The 24,381-nt window shown below is 53.4% G+C and carries 23 protein-coding genes and 1 pseudogene; 9 read left to right on the forward strand and 15 right to left on the reverse strand.

The window, feature by feature from the left end:
* Positions 1 to 30: 30 nt before the first annotated feature.
* Positions 31 to 1,193, reverse strand: a protein-coding gene (locus OGV50_RS15850; RefSeq protein ID WP_085947771.1) for an IS3-like element IS3 family transposase whose coding sequence is annotated in 2 segments (ribosomal slippage) — positions 31 to 932 and positions 932 to 1,193 — 1,164 coding nt in all. Because the reading frame shifts where the segments join, the coding sequence is not laid out codon by codon here.
* Positions 1,194 to 1,258: 65 nt separating this feature from the next.
* Positions 1,259 to 1,981, reverse strand: a pseudogene (locus OGV50_RS15855) (LysR family transcriptional regulator); the annotation flags it as partial.
* A gap of 935 nt (positions 1,982 to 2,916) precedes the next feature.
* Between OGV50_RS15855 and alaA the strand changes: the two are divergent.
* Together alaA and yfbR are read left to right on the forward strand one after the other, a co-directional pair.
* Entirely contained in the window at positions 2,917 to 4,134 is a 1,218-nt protein-coding gene (alaA, locus tag OGV50_RS15860; protein WP_012131487.1) for an alanine transaminase AlaA, read from the forward strand.
* Between the two features lie 104 nt (positions 4,135 to 4,238).
* Positions 4,239 to 4,838 carry a 5'-deoxynucleotidase gene (gene yfbR, locus OGV50_RS15865; protein WP_012131486.1) on the forward strand — a complete coding sequence of 200 codons (600 nt, stop codon included), beginning with the start codon at positions 4,239 to 4,241 and terminating at the stop codon, positions 4,836 to 4,838.
* 88 nt (positions 4,839 to 4,926) lie between these two features.
* Here yfbR and OGV50_RS15870 read toward each other — a convergent pair whose 3' ends face one another.
* The 4 genes from OGV50_RS15870 to yfbV all read right to left on the reverse strand — a co-directional run bounded on the left by OGV50_RS15870 (position 4,927) and on the right by yfbV (position 8,540).
* Entirely contained in the window at positions 4,927 to 6,759 is a 1,833-nt protein-coding gene (locus OGV50_RS15870; protein ID WP_012131485.1) for an SLC13 family permease, read from the reverse strand.
* Between the two features lie 77 nt (positions 6,760 to 6,836).
* A complete protein-coding gene (locus tag OGV50_RS15875; protein ID WP_012131484.1) occupies positions 6,837 to 7,514 on the reverse strand; it encodes a sugar phosphatase in 678 nt (225 codons plus the stop codon).
* A complete protein-coding gene (locus OGV50_RS15880) occupies positions 7,507 to 8,001 on the reverse strand; it encodes a YfbU family protein (RefSeq protein WP_012131483.1) in 495 nt (164 codons plus the stop codon). The genes OGV50_RS15875 and OGV50_RS15880 overlap by 8 nt, the downstream gene beginning before the upstream one ends.
* A gap of 83 nt (positions 8,002 to 8,084) precedes the next feature.
* Positions 8,085 to 8,540, reverse strand: a complete 456-nt coding sequence (gene yfbV / locus OGV50_RS15885) for a terminus macrodomain insulation protein YfbV (protein WP_003028087.1) — start codon at positions 8,538 to 8,540, stop codon at positions 8,085 to 8,087.
* Positions 8,541 to 8,878: 338 nt separating this feature from the next.
* On the opposite strand from yfbV, the gene ackA reads away from it, so the two are divergent.
* The 3 genes from ackA (at position 8,879) to yfcC (ending at position 14,045) form a co-directional block, all read left to right on the forward strand.
* The gene (gene ackA, locus OGV50_RS15890) at positions 8,879 to 10,081 is read left to right on the forward strand and encodes an acetate kinase (protein WP_012131481.1); all 1,203 of its coding nucleotides are present in this window, start codon (positions 8,879 to 8,881) and stop codon (positions 10,079 to 10,081) included.
* Positions 10,082 to 10,157: 76 nt separating this feature from the next.
* Positions 10,158 to 12,302, forward strand: a complete 2,145-nt coding sequence (pta, locus tag OGV50_RS15895) for a phosphate acetyltransferase (RefSeq protein ID WP_024130156.1) — start codon at positions 10,158 to 10,160, stop codon at positions 12,300 to 12,302.
* A 216-nt stretch (positions 12,303 to 12,518) separates the two neighbouring features.
* Entirely contained in the window at positions 12,519 to 14,045 is a 1,527-nt protein-coding gene (gene yfcC / locus OGV50_RS15900; RefSeq protein ID WP_047462338.1) for a putative basic amino acid antiporter YfcC, read from the forward strand.
* Positions 14,046 to 14,328: 283 nt separating this feature from the next.
* On the opposite strand, the gene OGV50_RS15905 is transcribed toward yfcC, so the two are convergent.
* The 5 genes from OGV50_RS15905 to OGV50_RS15925 form a co-directional block, all read right to left on the reverse strand.
* Positions 14,329 to 15,282 (reverse strand): transketolase family protein, encoded by a 954-nt coding sequence (locus tag OGV50_RS15905; protein WP_047462336.1) that lies wholly within the window; start codon positions 15,280 to 15,282, stop codon positions 14,329 to 14,331.
* Complete coding sequence (locus OGV50_RS15910; RefSeq protein WP_199971643.1) at positions 15,275 to 16,105, reverse strand: transketolase; 831 nt, start codon at positions 16,103 to 16,105, stop codon at positions 15,275 to 15,277. Before OGV50_RS15910 ends, OGV50_RS15905 begins: the two co-directional genes overlap by 8 nt.
* Entirely contained in the window at positions 16,102 to 17,493 is a 1,392-nt protein-coding gene (locus OGV50_RS15915) for a PTS ascorbate transporter subunit IIC (protein ID WP_012131474.1), read from the reverse strand. The genes OGV50_RS15910 and OGV50_RS15915 overlap by 4 nt, the downstream gene beginning before the upstream one ends.
* A gap of 22 nt (positions 17,494 to 17,515) precedes the next feature.
* Positions 17,516 to 17,788: a PTS sugar transporter subunit IIB gene (locus OGV50_RS15920; protein ID WP_024130155.1), complete on the reverse strand. Its 273-nt coding sequence runs from the start codon at positions 17,786 to 17,788 to the stop codon at positions 17,516 to 17,518.
* An 82-nt stretch (positions 17,789 to 17,870) separates the two neighbouring features.
* Positions 17,871 to 18,314 (reverse strand): PTS sugar transporter subunit IIA, encoded by a 444-nt coding sequence (locus OGV50_RS15925; RefSeq protein WP_024130154.1) that lies wholly within the window; start codon positions 18,312 to 18,314, stop codon positions 17,871 to 17,873.
* A 250-nt stretch (positions 18,315 to 18,564) separates the two neighbouring features.
* On the opposite strand from OGV50_RS15925, the gene OGV50_RS15930 reads away from it, so the two are divergent.
* On the forward strand, positions 18,565 to 19,584 hold the full coding sequence (locus tag OGV50_RS15930; protein WP_012131471.1) for a LacI family DNA-binding transcriptional regulator: 1,020 nt from the start codon (positions 18,565 to 18,567) through the stop codon (positions 19,582 to 19,584).
* A gap of 5 nt (positions 19,585 to 19,589) precedes the next feature.
* On the opposite strand, the gene yfcD is transcribed toward OGV50_RS15930, so the two are convergent.
* The 3 genes from yfcD to yfcF are packed head-to-tail and all read right to left on the reverse strand — an operon-like array spanning position 19,590 to position 21,451.
* Entirely contained in the window at positions 19,590 to 20,144 is a 555-nt protein-coding gene (yfcD, locus tag OGV50_RS15935; protein WP_058667767.1) for an NUDIX hydrolase YfcD, read from the reverse strand.
* Positions 20,145 to 20,199: 55 nt separating this feature from the next.
* Positions 20,200 to 20,751 carry a phosphodiesterase gene (gene yfcE, locus OGV50_RS15940; RefSeq protein ID WP_047462326.1) on the reverse strand — a complete coding sequence of 184 codons (552 nt, stop codon included), beginning with the start codon at positions 20,749 to 20,751 and terminating at the stop codon, positions 20,200 to 20,202.
* Positions 20,752 to 20,806: 55 nt separating this feature from the next.
* A complete protein-coding gene (gene yfcF / locus OGV50_RS15945) occupies positions 20,807 to 21,451 on the reverse strand; it encodes a glutathione transferase (RefSeq protein WP_200090851.1) in 645 nt (214 codons plus the stop codon).
* Between the two features lie 196 nt (positions 21,452 to 21,647).
* Between yfcF and folX the strand changes: the two genes are divergently transcribed.
* From folX to OGV50_RS15960, 3 genes are all read left to right on the forward strand, one after another.
* Positions 21,648 to 22,010, forward strand: a complete 363-nt coding sequence (gene folX, locus OGV50_RS15950; protein WP_012131467.1) for a dihydroneopterin triphosphate 2'-epimerase — start codon at positions 21,648 to 21,650, stop codon at positions 22,008 to 22,010.
* A 19-nt stretch (positions 22,011 to 22,029) separates the two neighbouring features.
* Positions 22,030 to 22,923, forward strand: a complete 894-nt coding sequence (locus OGV50_RS15955; protein ID WP_047462321.1) for a TIGR01777 family oxidoreductase — start codon at positions 22,030 to 22,032, stop codon at positions 22,921 to 22,923.
* A gap of 70 nt (positions 22,924 to 22,993) precedes the next feature.
* Complete coding sequence (locus OGV50_RS15960) at positions 22,994 to 23,506, forward strand: GNAT family N-acetyltransferase (protein ID WP_049008706.1); 513 nt, start codon at positions 22,994 to 22,996, stop codon at positions 23,504 to 23,506.
* Positions 23,507 to 23,603: 97 nt separating this feature from the next.
* On the opposite strand, the gene hisP is transcribed toward OGV50_RS15960, so the two are convergent.
* Positions 23,604 to 24,377, reverse strand: a complete 774-nt coding sequence (gene hisP / locus OGV50_RS15965) for a histidine ABC transporter ATP-binding protein HisP (protein ID WP_049008687.1) — start codon at positions 24,375 to 24,377, stop codon at positions 23,604 to 23,606.
* Between the last annotated feature and the right edge of the window lie 4 nt (positions 24,378 to 24,381).

The raw sequence follows: 24,381 nt of genomic DNA on the forward strand, positions 1-24,381 counted from the left end.
TGATCCTACCCACGTAATATGGACACAGGCCTAAGCGAGGTTCTTGTTTTCAAATTGTTCCGGACTGAGGCCGCCACACCAACTGTGCCGCCGCCACCGATTGTAATCACATTCGATATAATTAAACACCGTTGCCCGCATTATTTCCCGGCTGATAAAGTGTTCTCCATGGATACATTCCACTTTCAGCGAATGAAAGAAGCTTTCCACGCAGGCATTATCGTAGCAGCAACCTTTTGCGCTCATACTTCCACGCAGATTATGCCGCTTCAGTTGCGCCTGATAATCTGCTGAACAGTACTGGCCTCCACGGTCCGTGTGAACGATAACGTTCCGGGGCCTCTTACGCCGCCACAGCGCCATCTGCAGGGCATCGCAGGCCAGTTGCGCCGTCATGCGTGGCGACATTGACCAGCCAATAACGGCACGTGACCACAGGTCAATGACCACTGCCAGATACAGCCAGCCTTCATCTGTACGTAAGTACGTGATGTCTCCTGCCCACTTCTGGTTCGGGCCACTGGCGTAAAAATCCTGCTCCAACAGATTTTCTGACACAGGCAGGCCGTGTGCGCGGTAGCTGACCGGGCTGAACTTCCGGGAGGCCTTTGCCCTCAGTCCCTGACGGCGCAGGCTTGCCGCCACGGTTTTTACGTTAAAGGGGTAACCCTGAGCACGCAGTTCATCCGTCAGGCGTGGGGCACCGTAACGCTGTTTTGACCGGGTAAAAGCCGCGAGGACAACGCTGTCGCAGTGTTGGCGGAACTGCTGACGCGTGCTTATCCTTGTCCGCCGCTGACACCACGTATACCAGCCGCTGCGGGCCACCCGGAGCACGCGGCACATTGCTTTGATGCTGAACTCAGCCTGATGTTTTTCAATAAAGACATACTTCATTTCAGGCGCTTCGCGAAGTATGTCGCGGCCTTTTGGAGGATAGCCAGCTCTTCATCCCGTTCTGCCAGCTGGCGTTTGAGACGTGCAATCTCGGTAGACATCTCCAGTTCACGTTCAGAAGACGTCTGCTGATTTTGCTGTTTACTGCGCCAGTTGTAGAGCTGTGATTCATACAGGCTGAGTTCACGGGCTGCGGCAGTAACACCGATGCGTTCAGCAAGCTTCAGGGCTTCACTGCGAAATTCAGGCGAATGCTGTTTACGGGGTTTTTTACTGGTTGATACTGTTTTTGTCATGTGAGTCACCTCTGACTGAGAGTTTACTCACTTAGCCGCGTGTCCACTATTGCTGGGTAAGATCACTCGACCGGTCGCGCGGTGATCCCCAGTCCGGCTTTTACGGCCGCGCGTACCGCCGCTAACGTTGAGGCCACATAGGCAAGGCGCCAGGGAATATTCGCCGCATTCAACGTCGCTAATACGATATCGCGGAACGGGCTGGGATCGTCTAACAACACCAGCGGGATCGGTTCCCCCTTCTGTAGCACATATTCCGCCGCGCAGTACCAGTGTGTCGGCGATGTGCGCAGGTTCAGGAACTCGAAAGATCCCGGACGGTGCGTAGTGACAATCAAATCCACTTCCTGCGATTTCAGCATATCCACCATAAAGGCGTTACGTTTCACCCTCACATCCAGAGCAAGCTTCGGGTAAACCGAACTGATCCGATTGAGCAGGAAAGGCAATATCGTATCGGCGGATTCATCAGAAGCGCCAATTGTTAATACGCCCTGAAGATTGCTAAACATCAATGATGAGCACGCCTCATCATTAAAGCGCAGGATTTTTCTGGCGTAACCCAGAAGCTGAATACCGTGTTCAGTCAACAGCTTGTTACGACCATGACGGGCGAACAACTCCTTACCCACAAGCTGCTCAAGACGCTGCATTTGCTGGCTCACCGCAGACTGAGTACGACATACCGCCGCCGCCGCAGCGGCGAACGTGTTCAGATCGGCAACAGCAACAAACGTTCTCAGCAGATCGAGGTCGAGGTTAATTATCGGACGATTTGCATTTATCATAATTTTTCACTTACTGGCGGGTCATACCATGCTGACCTGGTTAATGCTGTGTGTTCATAAACAAACAATTCCATTTGTAATGTGCTTCCCTCGCCGTTTCACTTGCGTAACCAAGTGAAAGTAAAAATGTATTTGGTGCTGCTAACAACCTCTTCTCCTTTCTTTTCGAATAATCCCAGAGGTCATTACCAGGGATATATCGAGGAGAAGACGCATACCTTTTTAGGTAACAACGGAATTCTGCTAAGGATAAACGTGTAATTTTGTAAATGTAAAAGAAGTTAACGGACATTTACCGACACAAAAAAAGCCTACTGAGCAACAAGTTAGTTATAGATGCTCGTCATAAAAATTAGCAGACAACGCAGACTGCGCACCATTTCCTGGGGCTTATCTTAACCCAAAACCACTATATTTATAAGCCTTAATACGAATAATCTGAAGCGTGATTATGTTATCTTAACTAAGAAAATTATGTATTATTAATCTCACCAGCAGGTGCTTTTTAAATATTAAATAATAATTAATTAAGATCGCCACTACTCATTAATTCTACTTAACAATAGATTTACACCCTAACGTTTACAGATCATGGCGATAACAGTAGTTTCGTAAAAGCATTCAGTATTTTCCTGATAATTGAGTTATGCTGACGCCGCTAACACTTTCCTCCCTGAGTTTAGACTATTTTTTAACAAAACATACAACCACACAAAAGCCCGATACTAAAAACAAAAAACCAATAAAATAAATAAAAGCAGTAATAAAAACTGCAAGAATGGCATTAAAGCAGGACTTAACAGCATAATCCCACACTAAGCCTGAGCAAAATCTTCTACTGCTGACCCTTCAAAACTCACCGCTGTGGGAGTACATTGTTCCGTGCTGACTTCCACGGCAGGGAGTGGCGATAACAGCTAAAAAGGTCAAGATTCATGTCCCCCATTGAAAAATCCAGCAAACTAGAAAATGTCTGTTATGACATCCGCGGCCCTGTTCTGAAAGAAGCGAAACGCCTGGAAGAAGAAGGCAATAAAGTTCTGAAACTGAACATCGGCAACCCCGCCCCTTTTGGGTTTGAAGCGCCTGATGAGATCCTGGTCGATGTCATCCGCAATTTACCAACGGCGCAGGGGTATTGCGATTCAAAGGGTCTGTATTCCGCACGCAAAGCGATCATGCAGCATTACCAGGCGCGCGGCATGCGCGACGTCACCGTAGAAGATATCTATATTGGTAACGGCGTATCCGAATTGATCGTGCAGGCAATGCAGGCGTTGCTGAACAGCGGGGACGAAATGCTGGTTCCCGCGCCGGATTACCCGCTGTGGACAGCGGCAGTCTCGCTCTCCAGCGGCAAAGCGGTACACTATCTTTGCGATGAATCTTCTGACTGGTTCCCGGATCTCGACGACATCCGCGCCAAAATCACGCCGCGTACCCGTGGCATTGTGATAATCAACCCGAATAACCCAACCGGCGCGGTTTACTCCAAAGAGCTGCTGATGGAGATCGTTGAGATTGCCCGTCAACATAATCTGATCATTTTCGCCGATGAGATTTACGACAAGATCCTCTACGACGACGCTGAGCATCATTCTATCGCCGCACTGGCGCCGGATTTGCTGACCATTACGTTCAACGGGCTATCCAAAACCTATCGCGTCGCCGGATTCCGCCAGGGCTGGATGGTGCTGAATGGGCCGAAAAAACACGCCAAAGGCTACATTGAAGGGCTGGAGATGCTGGCGTCAATGCGTCTGTGCGCCAACGTTCCGGCACAGCACGCGATCCAGACGGCGCTGGGCGGCTACCAGAGTATTAGCGAATTCATCATGCCGGGCGGGCGTTTGTATGAACAACGTAACCGCGCGTGGGAGCTGATTAACGATATTCCGGGCGTTTCCTGCGTGAAACCGCGCGGCGCACTGTATATGTTCCCGAAAATAGATGCGAAGCGCTTTAACATCCACGATGACCAGAAGATGGTGCTCGACTTCCTGTTGCAGGAAAAAGTGCTGCTGGTGCAGGGAACCGCGTTCAACTGGCCCTGGCCGGATCACTTCCGCATTGTAACACTGCCTCGTATTGACGACATTGAAATGTCGCTGAGTAAATTCGGGCGCTTCCTGTCAGGATATCATCAGCTGTAACCGTAAACAGGCCGTCGGATGCAACGTGAGCAAGACGAGTATTTGCATCCGATGGCCTTCTCTGCGCACAATGACCCTCAGGTTGTCATCATGAAAAGGTCACTATGAAGCAGAGCCATTTTTTTGCCCACCTCTCCCGCCTGAAACTGATTAACCGCTGGCCATTGATGCGCAACGTGCGCACCGAAAACGTCTCCGAACACAGTTTGCAGGTGGCAATGGTCGCCCACGCGCTTGCCGCTATCAAAAATCGCAAATTCGGCGGCCAGGTCAACGCCGAGCGTATTGCGCTACTGGCGATGTACCACGATGCCTCTGAAGTATTGACCGGCGATCTCCCGACCCCGGTGAAATACTTCAACTCGCAAATCGCGCAGGAATACAAAGCGATAGAGAAAATTGCCCAACAAAAACTGGTGGATATGGTTCCTGACGAACTGCGCGATATTTTTGCACCGCTGATCGACGAACATGCTTACAGCGAAGAAGAGAAATCGGTTGTGAAGCAAGCCGACGCGCTTTGCGCCTATCTGAAGTGTCTGGAAGAGTTATCGGCGGGCAATAATGAATTCCTGCTGGCAAAAACGCGACTGGAAAAAACCCTGGCGTCGCGCCGCAGCGAAGAGATGGACTATTTTATGGCGGTGTTTGTGCCCAGTTTTCACCTCTCGCTGGATGAAATCAGCCAGGATTCGCCGCTATAAATCGTTTTGCCGGATGGCGCTATTCGCTTATCCGACCTACTGCTACATTTGTAGGCCGGATAAGCGAATAGCGCCATCCGGCAAAAAATCAAAACGGAAACAGCACCGGGATCATCACCACGCATACCGCCATAACGATTATCGTAAACGGCACCCCGATCTTAACAAAGTCGCTAAAACTGTAGTTCCCCGGCCCCAGAACCAGCGTGTTTACCGGTGAGGAGACCGGCGTCATGAACGCCGCCGACGCCGCCATTGCCACCACCATCGCGAAAGGATACGGTGACACCCCCATCGACTTCGCTGCCGCAAGGGCTATCGGCGCCATCAGCACGGCGGTCGCGGTATTGGAAATAAACAGCCCGATGGTGGCGCACAGCACAAACAGACATGCCAGCATCATATAGGGGCCATAGCCGCCGCCGACATCCATCAATCCTTTAACGACCAGATCAACGCCGCCGGTCTTTTGCAACGCCAGCGCAAAAGGCATCATCCCGACAATCAGGATAATGCTCGGCCAGTGAATCGCTTTGTAGGAGCTTTCTGCATCAATACAGCGGAATTTCCCCATCAGCAGGCAAGCAATGATTGCTGCGATCGGGTTAGGGATCTCATCGGTCAACATCAGCGCAACCATCAGCACCAGACAGAAGATCGCATGCGGCGCCTGGCTGTGCGCCGGGGAGGCGTCGCTCACTTCCACAGGCATATTCAGCACCACGAAGTCACGGCCCTGCTTCGCCAGTTGACCAATCAGCTTCCAGTTTCCCACCACCAGAATAATGTCGCCCATTAACAGCGCTTCATCAGCAAGCGACCCTTCGATTGCCACGCCGTCACGCTTCAGACCGACGACATTCAGGCCATAGCGCGTACGAAAACCGATCTCGCGCACCGATTTGCCAATCAGTTCCGATTCGGGAATCAGGGAGATTTCCGCCATCCCCACGTCCAGCGCCTGATCGGAAAAATACTCGCCGCGTAAAACCATCGGCTCCAGCAGTTGCTCGCTGCAAAATTCCCGGAGATCCACCTCGGCGGCAGACATATCGATCAGTAACACATCGCGGGCGCGAAATTCCGACACCCCATTGACGTTAACAATAACGCGCCGAAAGCGCCGCCAGCGTTCAACGCCGATCACGTTCGCGCCATAGCGCTCACGCAGCTTGAGGTCATCCAGACGCTGGCCGACCATCGGCGAACCCGGGCGAATGGCAAGCCGACGGGCGCGACCGGTCAGACGGTACTCTTTGATTAAATCGCGAAAGGCGCGACGCTTCCAGCCATCACGCTGCTGCGACGCATCATCCCCTTTCAACATAAAGCGCATCACCAGCATGTAGATAATGCCGAGGAACAGCACCACCAGCCCAATCGGCGTGACGCTAAAGAAGCTAAAACCGTGCAGCCCTTCGCGCAACAGTTCACTGTTCACCACCAGGTTGGGCGGCGTCGCCACCAGCGTCATCATGCCGCTGATAAGACCAGCAAAACTAAGCGGCATCATCAGGCGTGAAGGCGAGGTCTGCATACGCATAGAAACGCTTAACACCACCGGGATGAAAATCGCGACCACGCCGGTTGAACTCATAAACGCGCCAAGCCCGGCAACGGTGATCATCAGCAGCACCAGCATTTTGACTTCGCTGCTACCGGCCATTTTCACCAGCCAGGCGCCCATGACCGTCGCGACGCCGGTACGCACCAGCCCGTCGCCGATAATGAACAAGGCGGCAATCAGAACAACGTTAGGATCGCTGAAGCCGGAAAAGGCCTCTGAGATGCTCAATGTTCCACTCAGAACAAAGGCGACAATGACCAGCAAAGCAATCGCGTCCATGCGCACTTTGCCCGTCGCAAACAAGATAACGGCAATCGCCAGTAAGGAGAGAACCCATATCAATTCACCGTTCACAACATATCCTTGTTAAATGAGAGGGATGGACTGATTCTGCCATAAAAAAGCCCCAACAATGCGGGGCTAAATCATGTTCAGGTATTTCTAAGAACGACCACGTTTCCGTTGGGCTGTTTGGTCACGGAAATGTGCTCAAGGCTGCTCAGGGCAAAATCGACGTCCGCAATGCGGGGCGTGTCCTCAGGCGCATTGACCGCAATGACATGACACCCGGCGGCCAGCCCGGAGAGAATCCCGGCAGGCGCGTCTTCCACCACCGCGCATTCCTGCGGCGAGAGGCCGAGCAGTTGGGCGCCCAGCAGATAGGCATCCGGTTCCGGTTTGCCGCGTTTCACGCGTTCAGCGGTAACAAACACCTCTGGCGCAGGAAGGCCGGCCGCCTGATGGCGCGCCCGCGCAACCGGCATCGAGCCTGAGGTAACGATAGCCCAGGGGATACCGGCTTTATTGAGATGGTTCAGCAATTCGACCGCGCCCGGCAACGCCACAATCCCTGCCGTATCCGTCGCTTCTATCTGTTCCAGACGGGTAAACTCTGCGGCGATCTCCTCTTCCGGCTTTCCCGCCATGAAGTGTCGCAGAGAAGTGATAGCCTGCTTGCCATGAATAAAGCTCAGCACTTCATCATGCGTGAGGCCAAAACGATCGGCCCAGTTGCACCATGTCCGCTCTACAACGGGTAAGGAGTCAACCAACGTTCCATCCAGATCAAACAGAAAGCCTTTGCACTGCACGCTCACCCCCTCAGGCATTGATAATCTGATTAATTTCGTTCGAGCTCAGGTGATACTGGCGCGGGCAGGAGTGCCAGACATTCAGCATACGCTGGTATTTTTCCCACATCGGCGTCTGGGCATTAAAGCCATGCGTACCGGCATCAAAGTGGGTATAGCGCCCTTCCACGTTCACCATAAAGCGAACGTAGCCCAGATAACGCGCTTCGGTTGCGGCATCAAACCCGAGGAACGTCACGCGACGCTCGTCAATGGTCTGCGCGTCTTTCAGGTTAGTCCAGGACACATGTAAGGCGTGATACATCTCCATGATATCGATAATCGTGCGGCAGGTTTCTTCCTTCAGTTCGCCAAACTCACGATCCAGCTCACGCATCTGCAAGCCGTAGCCGCGTTCAATGATCGTTTGCAGACGGCGATAACGCTCGGCGTTGGTCGGGTCGAGCATGGTCATCATTTTGTACTGGTTAGACAAAATCAGACGTTGAGCGTTGGTCATTTCCATTTTGGGACTCCTGTATCACTCTACTGCGGTCAAAAAAAGAAGGCATTGGTATGCCTTCTTTTATATGCGTAATCAGGGGTCAATTACAAATCATCAAGGAAAGTTTTATCCAGTTGTTTGAAGGCGCGCTTAAGCGTGTCAGCTAATGCCTGGTAATCCGGCTTGCCTTCTACTGGCGACAACGCCTGCCCGGCTTCCTGCAATTTTCCCCGAACCTCATAGAACCAGTTCAGGATGGAAGGCGGGAGTGGCGTAACGGAGCGTTTTCCCAGCCACCACATGCCTTGCATCGGTAAACTGAGCGCAAACAGGGCTGTGGCAACCGCCGGGCCTAACTGACCGCCCAGCGCGATTTGCCAGCACAGCGTAAACACCGCGATCGGCGGCATAAAGCGAATGGCGTAACGCGTCATACGAATCACGCGGTTCTCAACAAAGACCGGCGCAAGGCGCTTTTCCATCGGCCACGTCTTTGCGTAGTGCTGCCCCCGGCGAAACAAACTAAAAAAATTCACGGAGCGATTATCCGGTGTCGACATGGCTTTACCTCAACTTCACATATAAAAATTCAAAAATTTGTGCAAAACAACAACTGCAAGGGACATCGTTCAAAACATTTTGTCATTGATACCCACTATCAGGTATCCTGTGTCGGCCTCTAAGGCCAGTAGTCCAAAATCATTGAGTCGTCAAATTTACATATAGTATGCCATTGGCTGAAAAATACGCAAAATGGCATAGACTCAAAGGTATTTCTTCCATCATGCCGAAAAAGATTATTGCGCATGATGTTAATCATAAACGTCAGCGTCATCATGCGTTACGCTCTATGGCTCACTGACGTTTTTTTAGCCACGTATCATAAATAGGTACTTCCATGTCGAGTAAGTTAGTACTGGTTCTGAACTGCGGTAGCTCCTCACTGAAATTTGCAATCATCGATGCAGCGAACGGTGAAGAATACCTTTCTGGTTTAGCCGAATGTTTCCATCTTCCTGAAGCACGTATCAAATGGAAAATGGACGGCAATAAACAAGAAGCGGCTTTAGGTGCAGGCGCCGCTCACAGTGAAGCGCTGAACTTTATTGTTAATACTATTCTGGCACAAAAACCAGAACTGTCTGCGCAGTTGACCGCAATTGGTCACCGTATCGTACACGGCGGCGAGAAGTATACCAGCTCCGTGGTCATTGATGACTCCGTTATCCAGGGCATCAAAGACGCTGCGCCGTTCGCTCCGCTGCACAACCCGGCTCACCTGATCGGGATTACTGAAGCGCTGAAATCCTTCCCGGAACTGAAAGAAAAGAACGTTGCAGTGTTCGACACCGCGTTCCATCAAACCATGCCGGAAGAGTCTTACCTGTATGCCCTGCCGTACAGCCTGTACAAAGAACACGGCGTACGTCGTTACGGTTTCCACGGCACCAGCCACTACTATGTGACTCAGGAAGCCGCAAAAATGCTGAACAAGCCGGTTGAAGAACTGAACATCATCACCTGCCATCTGGGCAACGGTGGTTCCGTTTCTGCAATCCGCAACGGCCAGTGCGTTGACACCTCTATGGGTCTGACCCCGCTGGAAGGTCTGGTGATGGGCACCCGTACCGGTGACATCGACCCGGCAATCATCTTCTTCCTGCATGACAACCTGGGCATGAACATCGATCAGATCAACAAAATGCTGACCAAAGAATCAGGTCTGTTGGGTCTGACCGAAGTCACCAGCGACTGCCGTTATGTTGAAGACAACTACACCGCTAAAGAAGATGCGAAACGTGCGATGGACGTATACTGCCACCGTCTGGCGAAATACATCGGCTCTTACACCGCGCTGATGGAAGGTCGTCTGGACGCAGTGGTCTTCACTGGCGGTATCGGTGAAAACGCGGCGATGGTGCGTGAGCTGTCTCTGGGTAAACTGGGCGTGCTGGGCTTTGAAGTCGATCACGAACGTAACCTGGCTGCCCGTTTCGGCAAATCTGGTTTCATCAACAAAGAAGGTACCCGTCCTGCGGTGGTTATCCCAACCAACGAAGAACTGGTTATCGCGCAAGACGCGAGCCGTCTGACTGCCTGATTTTACACCGCCAGCCTAGCTGGCGGTGCTGTTTTGTAACCCGCCTGAAACCGGCGGTAACGAAAGAGGATAAACCGTGTCCCGTATTATTATGCTGATCCCTACCGGAACCAGCGTCGGCCTGACCAGCGTCAGCCTTGGCGTCATCCGTGCTATGGAACGCAAAGGCGTTCGTCTGAGCGTCTTTAAGCCAATCGCCCAACCGCGCGCGGGTGGCAATGCGCCAGACCAGACTACCGCTATCGTTCGTGCAAACTCGTCTGTCCCGGCGGCTGAACCGCTGAAGATGAGCCACGTTGAATCTCTGCTGTCCAGCAATCAGAAAGATGTGCTGATGGAAGAGATCATCGCGAACTATCACGCGAACACCAAAGATGCGGAAGTGGTGCTGGTTGAAGGCCTGGTTCCGACGCGTAAACACCAGTTCGCTCAGTCTCTGAACTACGAAATCGCGAAAACGCTGAATGCGGAAATCGTCTTCGTGATGTCTCAGGGCACCGACACCCCGGAACAGCTGAATGAGCGTATCGAACTGACCCGCAGCAGCTTCGGCGGCGCGAAGAACACCAACATCACCGGCGTTATTGTTAACAAACTGAACGCACCGGTTGATGAGCAGGGCCGTACCCGCCCGGATCTGTCTGAGATTTTCGACGACTCTTCCAAAGCGAAAGTGGTGAAAGTCGATCCGGCTAAACTCCAGGAATCCAGCCCGTTGCCGGTTCTGGGCGCGGTGCCGTGGAGCTTCGATCTGATTGCAACCCGTGCAATCGACATGGCGCGTCACCTGAACGCAACCGTTGTGAACGAAGGCGATATCAACACCCGTCGCGTGAAGTCTGTCACGTTCTGCGCGCGCAGCATTCCGCACATGCTGGAGCACTTCCGTGCGGGTTCTCTGCTGGTGACTTCTGCTGACCGTCCTGACGTACTGGTTGCGGCTTGCCTGGCGGCAATGAACGGCGTGGAAATCGGCGCTCTGCTGCTGACCGGCGGCTACGAAATGGACGCGCGCATCTCTAAACTGTGCGAACGTGCTTTCGCAACCGGCCTGCCGGTATTCATGGTGAATACCAACACCTGGCAGACCTCTCTGAGCCTACAGAGCTTCAACCTGGAAGTTCCGGTTGATGACCATGAGCGTATCGAAAAAGTTCAGGAATACGTTGCTAACTACATCAACGCTGACTGGATTGAATCCCTGACCGCGACCTCTGAGCGCAGCCGTCGTCTGTCTCCGCCTGCATTCCGCTACCAGCTGACCGAGCTGGCGCGTAAAGCCGGTAAACGCGTCGTTCTGCCGGAAGGCGACGAACCGCGTACCGTTAAAGCGGCAGCCATCTGTGCTGAACGTGGCATCGCGACTTGCGTCCTGCTGGGTAACCCGGAAGAGATCAACCGCGTTGCCGCCTCTCAGGGCGTAGAACTGGGCGCAGGCATTGAAATCGTCGACCCGGAAGTGGTTCGCGAAAGCTATGTCGCTCGTCTGGTTGAACTGCGTAAGAGCAAAGGCATGACCGAAACCGTCGCCCGCGAACAGCTGGAAGACAACGTGGTTCTCGGTACGCTGATGCTGGAACAGGATGAAGTTGACGGTCTGGTTTCCGGTGCGGTTCACACCACGGCAAACACCATTCGTCCGCCGCTACAGCTGATCAAAACAGCGCCAGGCAGCTCTCTGGTCTCTTCCGTGTTCTTCATGCTGCTGCCGGAACAGGTTTATGTTTACGGCGACTGCGCGATCAACCCGGACCCGACGGCAGAACAGCTGGCTGAAATCGCCATCCAGTCTGCGGAATCCGCAATTGCCTTCGGCATCGAACCGCGCGTTGCGATGCTCTCCTACTCCACCGGCACCTCTGGCGCAGGCAGCGACGTAGAGAAAGTGCGTGAAGCGACCCGTCTGGCGCAGGAAAAACGCCCTGATCTGATGATCGACGGCCCGCTGCAATACGACGCCGCAGTCATGGCTGATGTTGCGAAATCCAAAGCGCCGAACTCTCCGGTTGCAGGTCGCGCGACCGTGTTCATCTTCCCGGATCTGAACACCGGTAACACCACCTACAAAGCGGTACAGCGTTCTGCCGACCTGATCTCCATCGGGCCAATGCTACAGGGTATGCGCAAGCCGGTGAACGACCTGTCCCGTGGCGCGCTGGTAGATGATATCGTCTACACCATCGCTCTGACCGCGATTCAGTCTTCACAGCAACAGCAGTAATCTGCTTTGTGTGCCGGATAGCGACGCTAAGGCGTCCTTATCCGGCCAGCACTTCATATCTAAGGTCTGGAAATAGCGATTATTTCCAGATTTTTTATGCCCGCCGAACCGGCATGAACGAAATCCGATTTTCCCGCTTAGCTGCGCTGTATCAATGAATAACTATTCCTCTGTTCGCATAATTATCTCTTTGCCTTGCAACAGGGATAGTGTGTTATGTCCGCAGTAACAGAATCGCAATCGCGGCCTGCCAAAAAATGGGCGATGCCCGATACGCTGGTGATTATTTTTTTCGTCGCCATTCTGACCAGTCTTGCCACCTGGGTTGTTCCCGTCGGAATGTTCGACAGCCAGGAAGTGCAGTATCAGGTTGACGGGCAGACGAAAACCCGCAAAGTGGTCGATCCCCACTCTTTTCGTATTCTCACCAACGAAGCCGGTGAAGCGCAGTATCATCGCGTCCAGCTCTTTACAACCGGCGATGAAAGACCCGGCTTAATGAATTTCCCGTTCGAAGGATTAACCTCCGGTTCTAAATTCGGCACGGCCGTCGGCATCATCATGTTTATGCTGGTGATCGGCGGCGCGTTCGGCATCGTCATGCGTACAGGCACCATTGATAACGGTATTCTGGCGCTGATACGCCATACGCGCGGCAATGAGGTGCTGTTTATCCCGGTGCTGTTCATCCTCTTCTCACTGGGCGGCGCGGTTTTTGGCATGGGGGAAGAGGCCGTCGCCTTTGCGATTATTATCGCGCCGCTGATGGTACGCCTGGGCTATGACAGCATTACCACCGTACTGGTCACCTATATCGCCACCCAGATTGGTTTTGCCAGTTCATGGATGAACCCGTTTTGCGTCGTGGTCGCGCAGGGGATTGCGGGCGTACCGGTCCTTTCCGGCTCAGGCTTGCGCATTGTTGTGTGGTTCGTTTCCACGCTGATTGGTCTTCTTTTTACCCTGACCTATGCCGCGCGGGTGAAAAAGAATCCCCATCTGTCGCGCGTCCATGAATCCGATCGCTATTTTCGTGAGAAGCAGGACGAAATCGCTCAACGTCCTTTCACCGCTGGCGACTGGCTGGTGCTGATTGTGCTGACCGGGGTGATGATTTGGGTTATCTGGGGAGTGATTGTTCACGCGTGGTTTATTCCTGAGATTGCCAGCCAGTTCTTCACGATGGGCGTGGTCATCGGCATCATTGGAGTTATTTTCCGTCTCAACGGTATGACGGTGAACATCATGGCCTCCTCGTTCACCGAAGGCGCCAGAATGATGATTGCCCCGGCCCTGCTGGTCGGCTTCGCCAAAGGTATTTTATTGCTCGTGGGCAACGGCGAGGCGGGCGACGCCAGCGTGTTAAATACCCTGTTGAACAGTATTGCTCACGGTATTAGCGGTCTGAACAACGCTGTCGCTGCATGGTTTATGCTGCTGTTTCAGGCCGTATTCAATTTCTTTGTCACCTCCGGTTCCGGTCAGGCGGCGTTAACGATGCCGCTTCTGGCTCCGTTAGGCGATCTGGTAGGCGTAAATCGTCAGGTTACGGTACTGGCCTTCCAGTTTGGCGATGGCTTCAGCCACATCATCTATCCAACGTCCGCATCGTTAATGGCGACATTAGGCGTGTGCCGGGTCGATTTTCGCAACTGGCTGAAGGTTGGCGCGACGCTGCTGGGGTTGCTGTTTATCATGTCCAGCGTGGTGGTTATCGGCGCACAGTTGATGGGATACCATTGATCAAAAATGCCGGATGGCGACGCTGGCGCGTCTTATCCGGCCTACGAGTCAGGTTATTGTAGGCCGGATAAGCGGTAGCGCCATCCGGCAACAACACATCGTTATTACAGCAGCGTTTTCGCCGCTTCCACAATGGCCTCTGCGGTCAAACCATACTCCTTCTGCAAGAAATCCTGCGTCCCGACCTGACCATAACGTTAACTAGTGCGTCTTATCCGGCCTACGAGTCAGGTTATTGTAGGCCGGATAAGCGGCAGCGCCATCCGGCAACAACACATCGTTATTACAGCAGCGTTTTCGCCGCTTCCACAATAGCCTCTGCGGTCAAACCATACTCCTTCTGCAAGAAATCCTGCGTTCCGACCTGACCATAACGCTCTTTAACGCCGACGCGGCGCATGGGCACCGGGCACGTTTCAACCAGCACTTCAGCCACGGCCGACCCAAGTCCATTATGAATGCTGTGGTTTTCACAGGTGACGATTCGCCCGGTTTTCTCCGCGTAATTTTTTACCAGCATGCGGTCGATGGGCTTGAGGGTAAACATATCGATAACCGCCGCGTTCACGCCATCCTGCTCCAGCTGGCGAGCCGCCTCCAGCGCCTCGGCAACCATAATGCCGTTGGCAATTAGCGTGATATCACTGCCTTCACGCAGAACATTCCCTTTACCGATGGTGAACGTCGATCCCGGCGCATAAATGCTCGGGGCCTGTTTGCGGATGGTTCGAACCCAGTAAAAACCCTCAAGATCGATAAGCTGGCGCAAAATATCCTTAAACATGACGGCATCGGTCACTTCCAGCACGACCGAATGCGCCAGCCCGCGCACAATGCCCATATCTTCAAAAGACATATGGGTGCCGCCGTTATGGCAGGCAGTCACGCCGGCATCCGACGCGATCACCTTGACGTTGTTGCGCTGGTAATCGAGCGACATAAACAGCTGATCAAAACAGCGACGGCTGGCAAAGGCGGTGAAGGTATGGACAAACGGTTTGCGTCCGGTGAGCGATAGCCCTGCCGCAGTGCCGATCACATTGGCTTCCATAATGCCGCAGTTGATCACATGCTGAGGATAATCCCTCGCAACGCCGTCCATCGCCATAGAACTCATGAGATCCGCTTCAAGTGCGATAATCTGGCTTCCGGCCTCTATCTGCTCCGCCACAAATCCGGCGTACACTTTACGCATTTCCATGCTCTCTTTTTGTCCCGCGGGTGCAACCTTAATCATGCGCGGCCTCCAGTTGGCGAATCGTCTCGTTAAGCGCCTTTTTCATCTCATCGGTCAGACGCAGGTGGTGGGAGTTGCTTAATTGCTCCAGGTAGGGCACGCCCTGTCCTTTAATACTGTCGAGGATCACCACGCGCGGACGGGCATCCGCCGCCGGAACCGGCTGAACGACCTCCAGCAGCCGGGCAATGTCATCGCCTTTCACGGTGACAACATCAAAACCGAAAGCGCGGAATTTCCCTTCCAGATCGAACGGGCAAATAATCTCATCCAGTTCGCCGTCCAGCTGCTGCTTGTTCCAGTCGATAAACACCGTCAGGTTGTTCAGCCTATGATGGGCGATAAACTGAAACGCTTCCCAGCACTGCCCTTCATTCAGCTCGCCGTCGCCGACGATACAAAATACCCGATTCGGGCGCCCGGCAAGTTTATGCGACAGCGCCATCCCCCCGGCAATCGAGATCCCCTGCCCCAGTGAACCGGTCGTCGCATCCACGCCGCGCGTTTTTAACCTGTCTGGATGGCTCGGCAGACGGGTGCCGTTCTGGTTAAGCGTGTTCAGGTCTTCTGTCGGAAAGTAACCTTTAATCGCCAGCGTGCTGTAGAGCGCCGGGCCAGCATGACCTTTAGACAGCACAAAGTAATCGCGCTCCGGCCAGTCAGGGTCGGCCGGGTCAATCTTCATCACCGCGCCGTACAGCACCGCCAGCGTCTCCACTACCGACATGCTGCCGCCGTAGTGGCCAAAGCCAAGCTGCGTCAATGACTTAAGAGTGGCAACGCGAATATCGCGCGCCAGTTGAGTAACTTCATTCACATTCATAATTTGGCTCCGGTATTCTCCTGCGTGTTACCCCCCGCAGATTTGTTTTTCGCAAACACGTTGTACGCCACCAGCAGCACGAACAACGCCACAACAAGCCCTGTGATGGCAAGCGGCGACAGGTAGCGCGCCAGATTGCCCAGCACAATCCCCACTGCGCCGAAATCAGCGTCTGAGAAGGTCGTATTCGCAAAGCCGATCGCCCCCAGCACGGGCAGCAGCAGAACGGGCAGGAAAGTGATCAACAGACCGTTGGCAAATGCGCCGATCATCGCGCCGCGACGCCCGCCGGTGGCATTACCAAATACGCCAGCCGTCGCACCGGTAAAGAAGTGCGGCACCACGCCCGGCAGGATCAGCACCAGCTTCATCTGTCCGAGCAGGAACAGACCGACCAGGCCGCCGAGGAAGCTAAACAGGAAGCCAATCAGCACCGCGTTAGGCGCATACGGATAGACGACCGGGCAGTCCAGCGCCGGGCGGGCGTTCGGCACCAGTTTTTCTGAGAATCCGGTAAAGGCCGGTACGATTTCCGCCAGAATCAGACGTACGCCCTGTAGGATGATGAACACGCCCGCCGCAAAGGTGATCGCCATAATGATGGCGTAGACCAGGTAGTTTTGACCGCCGCTGAAGGTGCTCTCGACATATTCACGCCCCGCGCTCACCGCCATGATCAGATAGATAATCATCATGGTCAGAGAGATAGAGATCGAACTGTCGCGCAGGAAGCTTAAGTTTTTAGGCAGGTTCATCTCTTCGGTAGAGCGGGAACCTTTACCGCAAAGGCTGCCGATCCAGCCGGACAGCACATAACCCAGCGTGCCGAAGTGACCAAACGCGATATCATCAGTGCCGGTGATACGCTTCATATAGCGCTGCGCCAGCGCCGGGAAAAAGGCCATCACCAGCCCCAGAATCAGCGATCCGGTAAAGACGAGACCAACGCCGTCAAAACCGGCAACCGTCAGGATTACGCCGATCATACAGGCCATATAAAACGTATGGTGTCCTGTCAGAAAGATGTATTTCAGACGGGTAAAACGGGCGACCACAATATTCGCCACCATGCCAAAGGCCATGATCAGCGCCGTAGACGCCCCGTATTTTTCCAGCGCAATGGAAACAATCGCTTCGTTATTTGGAATAATCCCCTGGATATTAAACGCATGTTCAAACATTCCGCCGAGTGGATTTAAAGACCCGACCAGTACCGTTGCGCCGCCACCCAGTACAATAAAACCTAAAATAGTTTTAATCGTGCCTTTCACCACATCGGAAAACGCTTTTTTCTGCGCGACAAGGCCAATTAAGGCAATTAACCCCACCAGCACCGAGGGCACTTTTAAGATATCAACAACAAAATTCAGCGTTTCAAGGATAAACATATCCGCCTCGCTTGCAATAAGGTTATTGTTTGGCGAACCAGGCGCGCAGCTGCGCTTCAAGTTCATTAATATCGATAATGTTATTAATCACCACCAGCTGGCTTTCCGGCACGCTGGCGCTGGCGGCAATATCTTTCGCCATGACAAACAGATCCGCAGCGCCAGGCGTCGCCGAGGAGAGGTCGGAATGCTCAACATCGGCATCAATTTCAAGCTTCCTGAGCACTTTTTTAATATTCATTTCGACCATAAAACTACTGCCCAGGCCAGAACCGCAAATAGCCATAATTTTCATTATCATCACCTTCTTTTAAGTAGAGTACGCCCGCATCACGCAGGCGCGTAATGTGTCAGGTAATTCGGAATGCGTAATTAAATTAGAAACGTGCGATTATTGTTTTTATTTCCTCCAGCGACTTCGCCTGATGTAATTTATCCATATCGTCATCGCTGGAAAATAACTCTGCCAGCGCCGAAATCATTTCAATATGGCTGTGTTTGTCGGGTGCCGCGAGCATCACGATGATATCCACCGGATCGAACTCGCCCGCCCCAAATGAGACACCCTGCTCCAGCTTTAACAACGACAAGCCTAATCCCTTTGCTCCCTCTTCCGGTCGCGCATGCGGCATCGCCAGACCCGGCGCCAGAACGTAATACGCGCCCAGCTTATGGTGCTGCTCAACAATCGCCGTCACATATTCAGGTGTGATAACGCCAGCATCCAGCAGCGGTCTGGCGCATATTTCCAGCGCCTGCGGCCAGTTTTCCACCCTCGCCTGCCGCATGATGGTTGCATCCGTTAGCCAGTGATTGAGCACATATCCTCCTCGCGTGATTGCCAGATATGAGCAAACTTTATTCAAGCGCTGAAACCTTATCTGTGATCATATTCACAAAGATAGCGCTATCAAAAGTTATCAGTCAGATATGTGATAGCGCTATCAAAATACAATCAACGCGTGAAATCACAGCCTTAAACCGGATTTAAGGCGTATACTGCTATTCCCGTGAAGCGATGAATGACAATAAAAAAACATCTCAATACGTTGTAATTGCGCAGGAATCTGTATGTCTATAACTCGAAAACGGCGTAGTACTGGTAAGGTGACCATCGCCGATGTTGCTCAGCTTGCCGGTGTCGGCACCATGACCGTGTCCCGTGCGTTACGCACGCCTGAGCAAGTTTCCGATAAACTCCGGGAAAAAATCGAAGCCGCAGTAAATGAACTCGGTTATATGCCCAATCTTGCCGCAAGCGCGCTGGCTTCCGCCTCGTCACGGACCATCGCGATGGTCGTCCCGAACCTCACGGAAGCCGGTTGTTCAGAAATGTTTGCCGGACTTCAGCAAGTTTTACAGCCTGCGGGATACCAGATTATGCTGGCGGAGTCCCTTCACCATCTCGAACAGGAAGAGAAACTGCTGGAGACGCTGCTGGCCTCCAACATCGCCGCCGCCATCTTACTCAGCGTCGAGCACAGCGACACGGTGCGTCACTGGTTAAAAAACGCGTCGATTCCGGTGATGGAAATTGGCGCCATTCGTACCGATCCGATTGATATGAATATCGGTATCGATAACGTCGCGGCAATGTACGAACTGACCGAAATGCTCATTCAGCGCGGTTATCAGAATATTGGCCTGCTTTGCGCCAATCAGGAGCAGTGGATCTTTCAACAGCATTTGCAGGGCTGGTACAAGGCGATGTTGCGCCACCATATGTCGCCCAATCGCGTGATTAACGCCGCCCTGCCGCCAAACTTTTCCACCGGCGCCTCGCAGCTTCCCGAATTTATTCTGGCGTGGCCCGAGCTGGACGCGCTGGTGTGCGTATCCGATGAGCTGGCTTGCGGTGCGTTATATGAGTGTCAGCGCAGACGGATCAAAGTCCCTGACGATCTGGCGGTGGTAGGATTCGGCGACAGCGATGTGAGCCGGGTTTGTCAGCCGCCGTTAACGACAATGGCCGTACCGCATCGTAAGATAGGCCTTGAAGCCGGACGCGCGCTGCTGGAACGTCTGAAGGATGGCAACTGGAGCGATCGGAAACAGATCGCCTCCAGTTTATGCCTGCGGGATAGCTGTTAGAGACCTTATTCCGTCTCTTCTTGCTTCTCTTGCTTTGCCGATTCATTGTTGGCATTGCGGGTCATCCACAACGCCAGCGCTTTCAATGAGTCCGGGGTGAACTCATCGCAACGCGCCGTAATTTCTTCCGGCGTCAGCCAGCAGACTTCGCTGACCTCTTCTTCCTGAAGCGCGAATGGCCCATGAGAAACGCAGCTAAATAACCCGCCCCAGACACGGCAATTATCATCTTCAAAATAGAACTGACCGTGCTCAGCAAACGGCACGCCTGCGATACCCAGTTCTTCTTCCGCTTCACGTCGTGCAGACTCCAGCAGTTGCTCATCGGCCTGCACCACTCCACCTGCGGTGGCATCTAACATGCCGGGCAAAAAGTCTTTTGTCTCAGTACGGCGTTGAACCAGAATTTTGCCCATACCATCATGCACGACGATATACGTTGCACGATGACGTAAGCGCTGCGCTCGCATTTGCTCCCGGCTGGATTGCGCAATGACTTCGTTCTCTTCATTCACAATATCCACCCATTCAGTACTTGCTAAACGACGCTGTTCCACCATCAGGAAACCTTCTTTTTCTGGCGCTCTTACGGCGCATTTACAATTGTGGGGTAAATTACGGATTAATCGCGACCTGCGCAATGATACTTTGATCATTGAGTGCGATTACGCTCAAAACATTATCATCCAGAATGCCGTAGCTTGCTGCAAACCCACCTTTCGGGATGCTGACTGAGCCTGGATTAAAGTGATACAGCTCGCCGCGTTTTTCAGCGACCGGCAGATGAGTATGCCCATAAGCAAGAACGTCGCCCGCATTTAACGCGGGTACATTATCCGCCCCGAACAGGTGTCCGTGGGTCAGGAAGATGCGCCGGTTTTCCAGCAGCACTTGCTGCCACGGCGCGGTTATCGGGAAGTGGAGCAGCATCTGATCCACTTCGCTGTCACAGTTTCCCCGTACCGCAATAATACGCGCCGCCTGCTCGTTCAGGCGTTCTGCCACCTGCGCCGGTGCGTAGCCTTCCGGCAGCGCGTTACGCGGCCCGTGATAAAGCACATCACCCAGTATCACCAGCCATTGCGCGCCACTTTGCGCAAACCGTTCAAGTACGCGCTCTGTCGCAGGTAACGAACCATGAATGTCCGATGCAAACATCAGTTTCATCACTCACTCCTCGTCATAAAAAACCGTTCTATGATACTGGATTATACGCGGATTATCAGCCGTAACGCTTTGCGGAAAGCGCAATAAAACGTTGAACGGAAGCGCGCTGCCACTGGAATGCTGCATATTCCGCCAGTGCCTCAGGAATCTCGTCGCCGTTCAGTACGAGGCGGTTAAGCATGAGCGCCAAATCGGTATCCGCAATACACCATTCGCCAAATAAATTCGGCTTACCGTGAGCGAGCAAACCACTGGCCGTCGCCACCAGTTTTGCCGCGCTCTCTTTCCCTGCTTCGCTTAACGGGCCTTTCCTGGCCGCCGCAAAGACCACATCCGTCGAACGTTCCTCGCGAATGGGCATTAAATCACTGCGTAACCACGCCTGAATCTGGCGCGCGCGGGCGCGTTTTTGCAGATCGTGCGGGTAGATGCGCTCCCACTGCGGCGGCGCAAAGCGATCTTCCAGATACTCGGTAATCGCCGACGACTCGCTAAGTTCGAAGCCATCGATTTCCAGCACCGGGACGCGGCGCGTTAACGCGTAGCCCTGCCATGAGGGCTGCAAATGCTCGCCGCTGCTCAGGTCAACGGTTTTGAGGCTAAAAGGCAGTCCTTTCTCCTGCAAGGCAACATAAACGGATAAGACGTAAGGAGAGAAAAAGTTAGCGTCTGACCAAAGCGTAATCTCGGGTTTGCTCATAATGTCCTCTTCGTTCTTTGGGCTTTCTCTCAAAATATAGAGTCTTTCGCATACTGTCACCTGATGAAAACTCATACTGAGCCCGGCAACAGAACGCGCAAGACTGCGGCCTTAGCAGAAGCCTGAGAGTCAGAGCGGATAACGCGGCCGGGTTCTCGTGTATCATGCAAAGGTTCAACCATGGAGGACGCCTGCAATGTCACAACCTGACGCTATTATTCGTATAAAAAACCTTCGTCTGCGCACGTTTATCGGTATCAAAGAGGAAGAGATCCTCAACCGCCAGGATATCGTTATTAACGTTGCCATTCACTATCCGGCGGAAAAAGCCCGCGTAAGCGAGGACATCAACGACGCGCTGAATTACCGCACCATCACAAAAAACATTATTCAGCATGTGGAGAGCAACCGATTCTCGCTGTTAGAAAAATTAACTCAGGATGTGCTCGACATCGCACGCGAACATCACTGGGTCACTTATGCTGAAGTAGAGATCGACAAACTTCATGCGCTGCGTTATGCCGATTCCGTCTCCATGACGCTCAGCTGGCGACGTTAAGCGCTATCCGGGAGGAAACATGCAGATTCTGATTACCGGCGGTACTGGCCTGATAGGACGCCACCTGATTCCCCGTCTGCTGGAGCTGGGGCATCAGGTGACGGTCGTCACACGGAGTCCCGATAAGGCGCGTCAGCTTCTCGACTCCCGGGTTGCGCTGTGGAAAGGGCTGGAGGACAGGCAGAATCTCAACGACATAGACGCCGTGGTCAACCTTGCTGGCGAGCCTATCGCCGACAAACGCTGGACCGCGCAGCAAAAAGAGCGTTTGTGTCAAAGCCGCTGGTCCATCACGCAAAAGCTGGCGGATTTGATCAACGCCAGCGAGACGCCCCCGGCCGCGTTAATTTCCGGGTCTGCCGCAGGCTATTACGGCGATCTGGGCGAAGTTGTCGTAACGGAAGAAGAGCCGCCGCATAACGAATTTACCCATAAGTTATGCGCGCGTTGGGAGCAGATTGCCTGTAGCGCGCAAAGTGATAAAACGCGCGTTTGTCTGCTACGCACCGGCGTCGTCCTGGCGCCGGAAGGCGGCATTCTGGCCAAAATGATCCCGCCGTTTCGCCTGGGGCTGGGAGGGCCAATTGGCAATGGGCGTCAGTATCTGGCCTGGATCCATATCGATGATATGGTAAACGGTATTCTCTGGCTGCTGGATAACGACCTGCGCGGCCCGTTCAATATGGTTTCGCCTTATCCGGTTCGTAATGAACAGTTCGCCCATGCGCTGGGTCATGCGCTGAACCGCCCCGCAATCCTGCGCGTTCCCGCGACCGTCATCCGCCTGTTAATGGGGGAATCATCGGTACTGGTGCTGGGCGGACAGCGCGCATTGCCAAAAAGACTGGAGGCGGCGGGGTTTTCATTTCGCTGGTACGATTTAGAAGAAGCGCTGGCCGATGTGATCCGTTAAACCATTCACCTGGTCACTGTAGCCATTCCGGTGGTAAGGTAGTATGCCTGACTTCTGGAATGGCGATTTTATGGCGATAATAACCACCTCCCGATTGACCCTCTCCCTTTTTCAACCTACTGACTGGTCCTTTTTTCTCGCACTGCGTGAAAACCCTGAAATCATGCGTTATATGGCTGATATCACACCGGAAAAAGACACTCGCCTGCTGTTCGCCCGTCGCCTCGTCTCAAAGCATACCTTCGTCATCCGCCTGCATAACAGCGATAAGCCTTTGGGCGACATTGGCTTACAAATTAGCCACCATTATCCGCAGGAAGCCGATATCGGCTATACAGTTCTCCCGGAAGCGCAAGGGAGAGGGATCGCCACAGAAGCCTTATATGCCGTCTGCGATTACGCCTTTACGCATACCAGCGTGAAAGCGATAAACGCCTATGTGCTGGCAGAGAATCACGCGTCTGTGCGCGTGCTGGAAAAGCGTGGTTTTACGCGGACTCAGGTGCTGGAAAACGCCTATGAGGTGAACGGCATCCGGTATGACGAATGGGTATACCGTCTGGAAAGCGAGATGGGGCGATAATCGCCGGATGGCGGCGATGCCTTATCCGGCCTACGTGTCGGCCCGGTAAGCACAGAGTCACCGGGCAAAATTGTTTCTCTGAGCGACGGATAAACCGCTACTTCAGCGAGCCTTTCAGGAACTGTTGCAAACGCGGGCTTTGCGGGTTGCCGAATACCTGCTCTGGATCGCCTTCTTCTTCGATTTTCCCCTGATGCAGGAAAATCACATGGGTGGAAACATGGCGGGCAAATCCCATTTCATGCGTCACCACCACCATCGTTTTCCCCTCTTCCGCTAACTGCTGCATGATACGCAAGACTTCGCCTACCAGTTCGGGGTCAAGCGCCGATGTCGGCTCATCAAACAGCAGCACCTCAGGTTCCATCGCCAACGCGCGGGCAATCGAGACGCGCTGCTGCTGACCACCAGAGAGGTGTACCGGGTATTTTCCCTGCGCACGTTCATCAATACCGACTTTCGCCAGGTATTTCACCGCACGCTCGCGCGCTTCATGTTTGCTTAATCCCAGCACCTGAATCGGCGCTTCCATAACGTTCTCCAGCACCGTCATGTGGCTCCAGAGATTGAAGTGCTGAAATACCATCGTCAGGCGCGTACGCAGCAGCCGCAGCTGGTTTTTATCGGCGACCTTGAGCTGGCCGTCTTTATCACGCACCAGGGAAATATTCTGGCCGCTCACCACAATCGACCCTTCGCTCGGTTTTTCGAGGAAGTTAATACAGCGCAGAAAGGTACTCTTACCGGAGCCAGACGATCCGATAATACTGATCACATCTCCGGCGTTAGCCTGTAGCGATACCCCTTTCAGCACCTCATGTTCGCCGTAGCGCTTGTGCAAATCGATAACGTTTAATTTATTCTCAGACATCGTA

It is taken from the genome of Citrobacter sp. CK180 (genome assembly GCF_030333655.1).
GTDB lineage: Bacteria > Pseudomonadota > Gammaproteobacteria > Enterobacterales > Enterobacteriaceae > Citrobacter_B > Citrobacter_B koseri.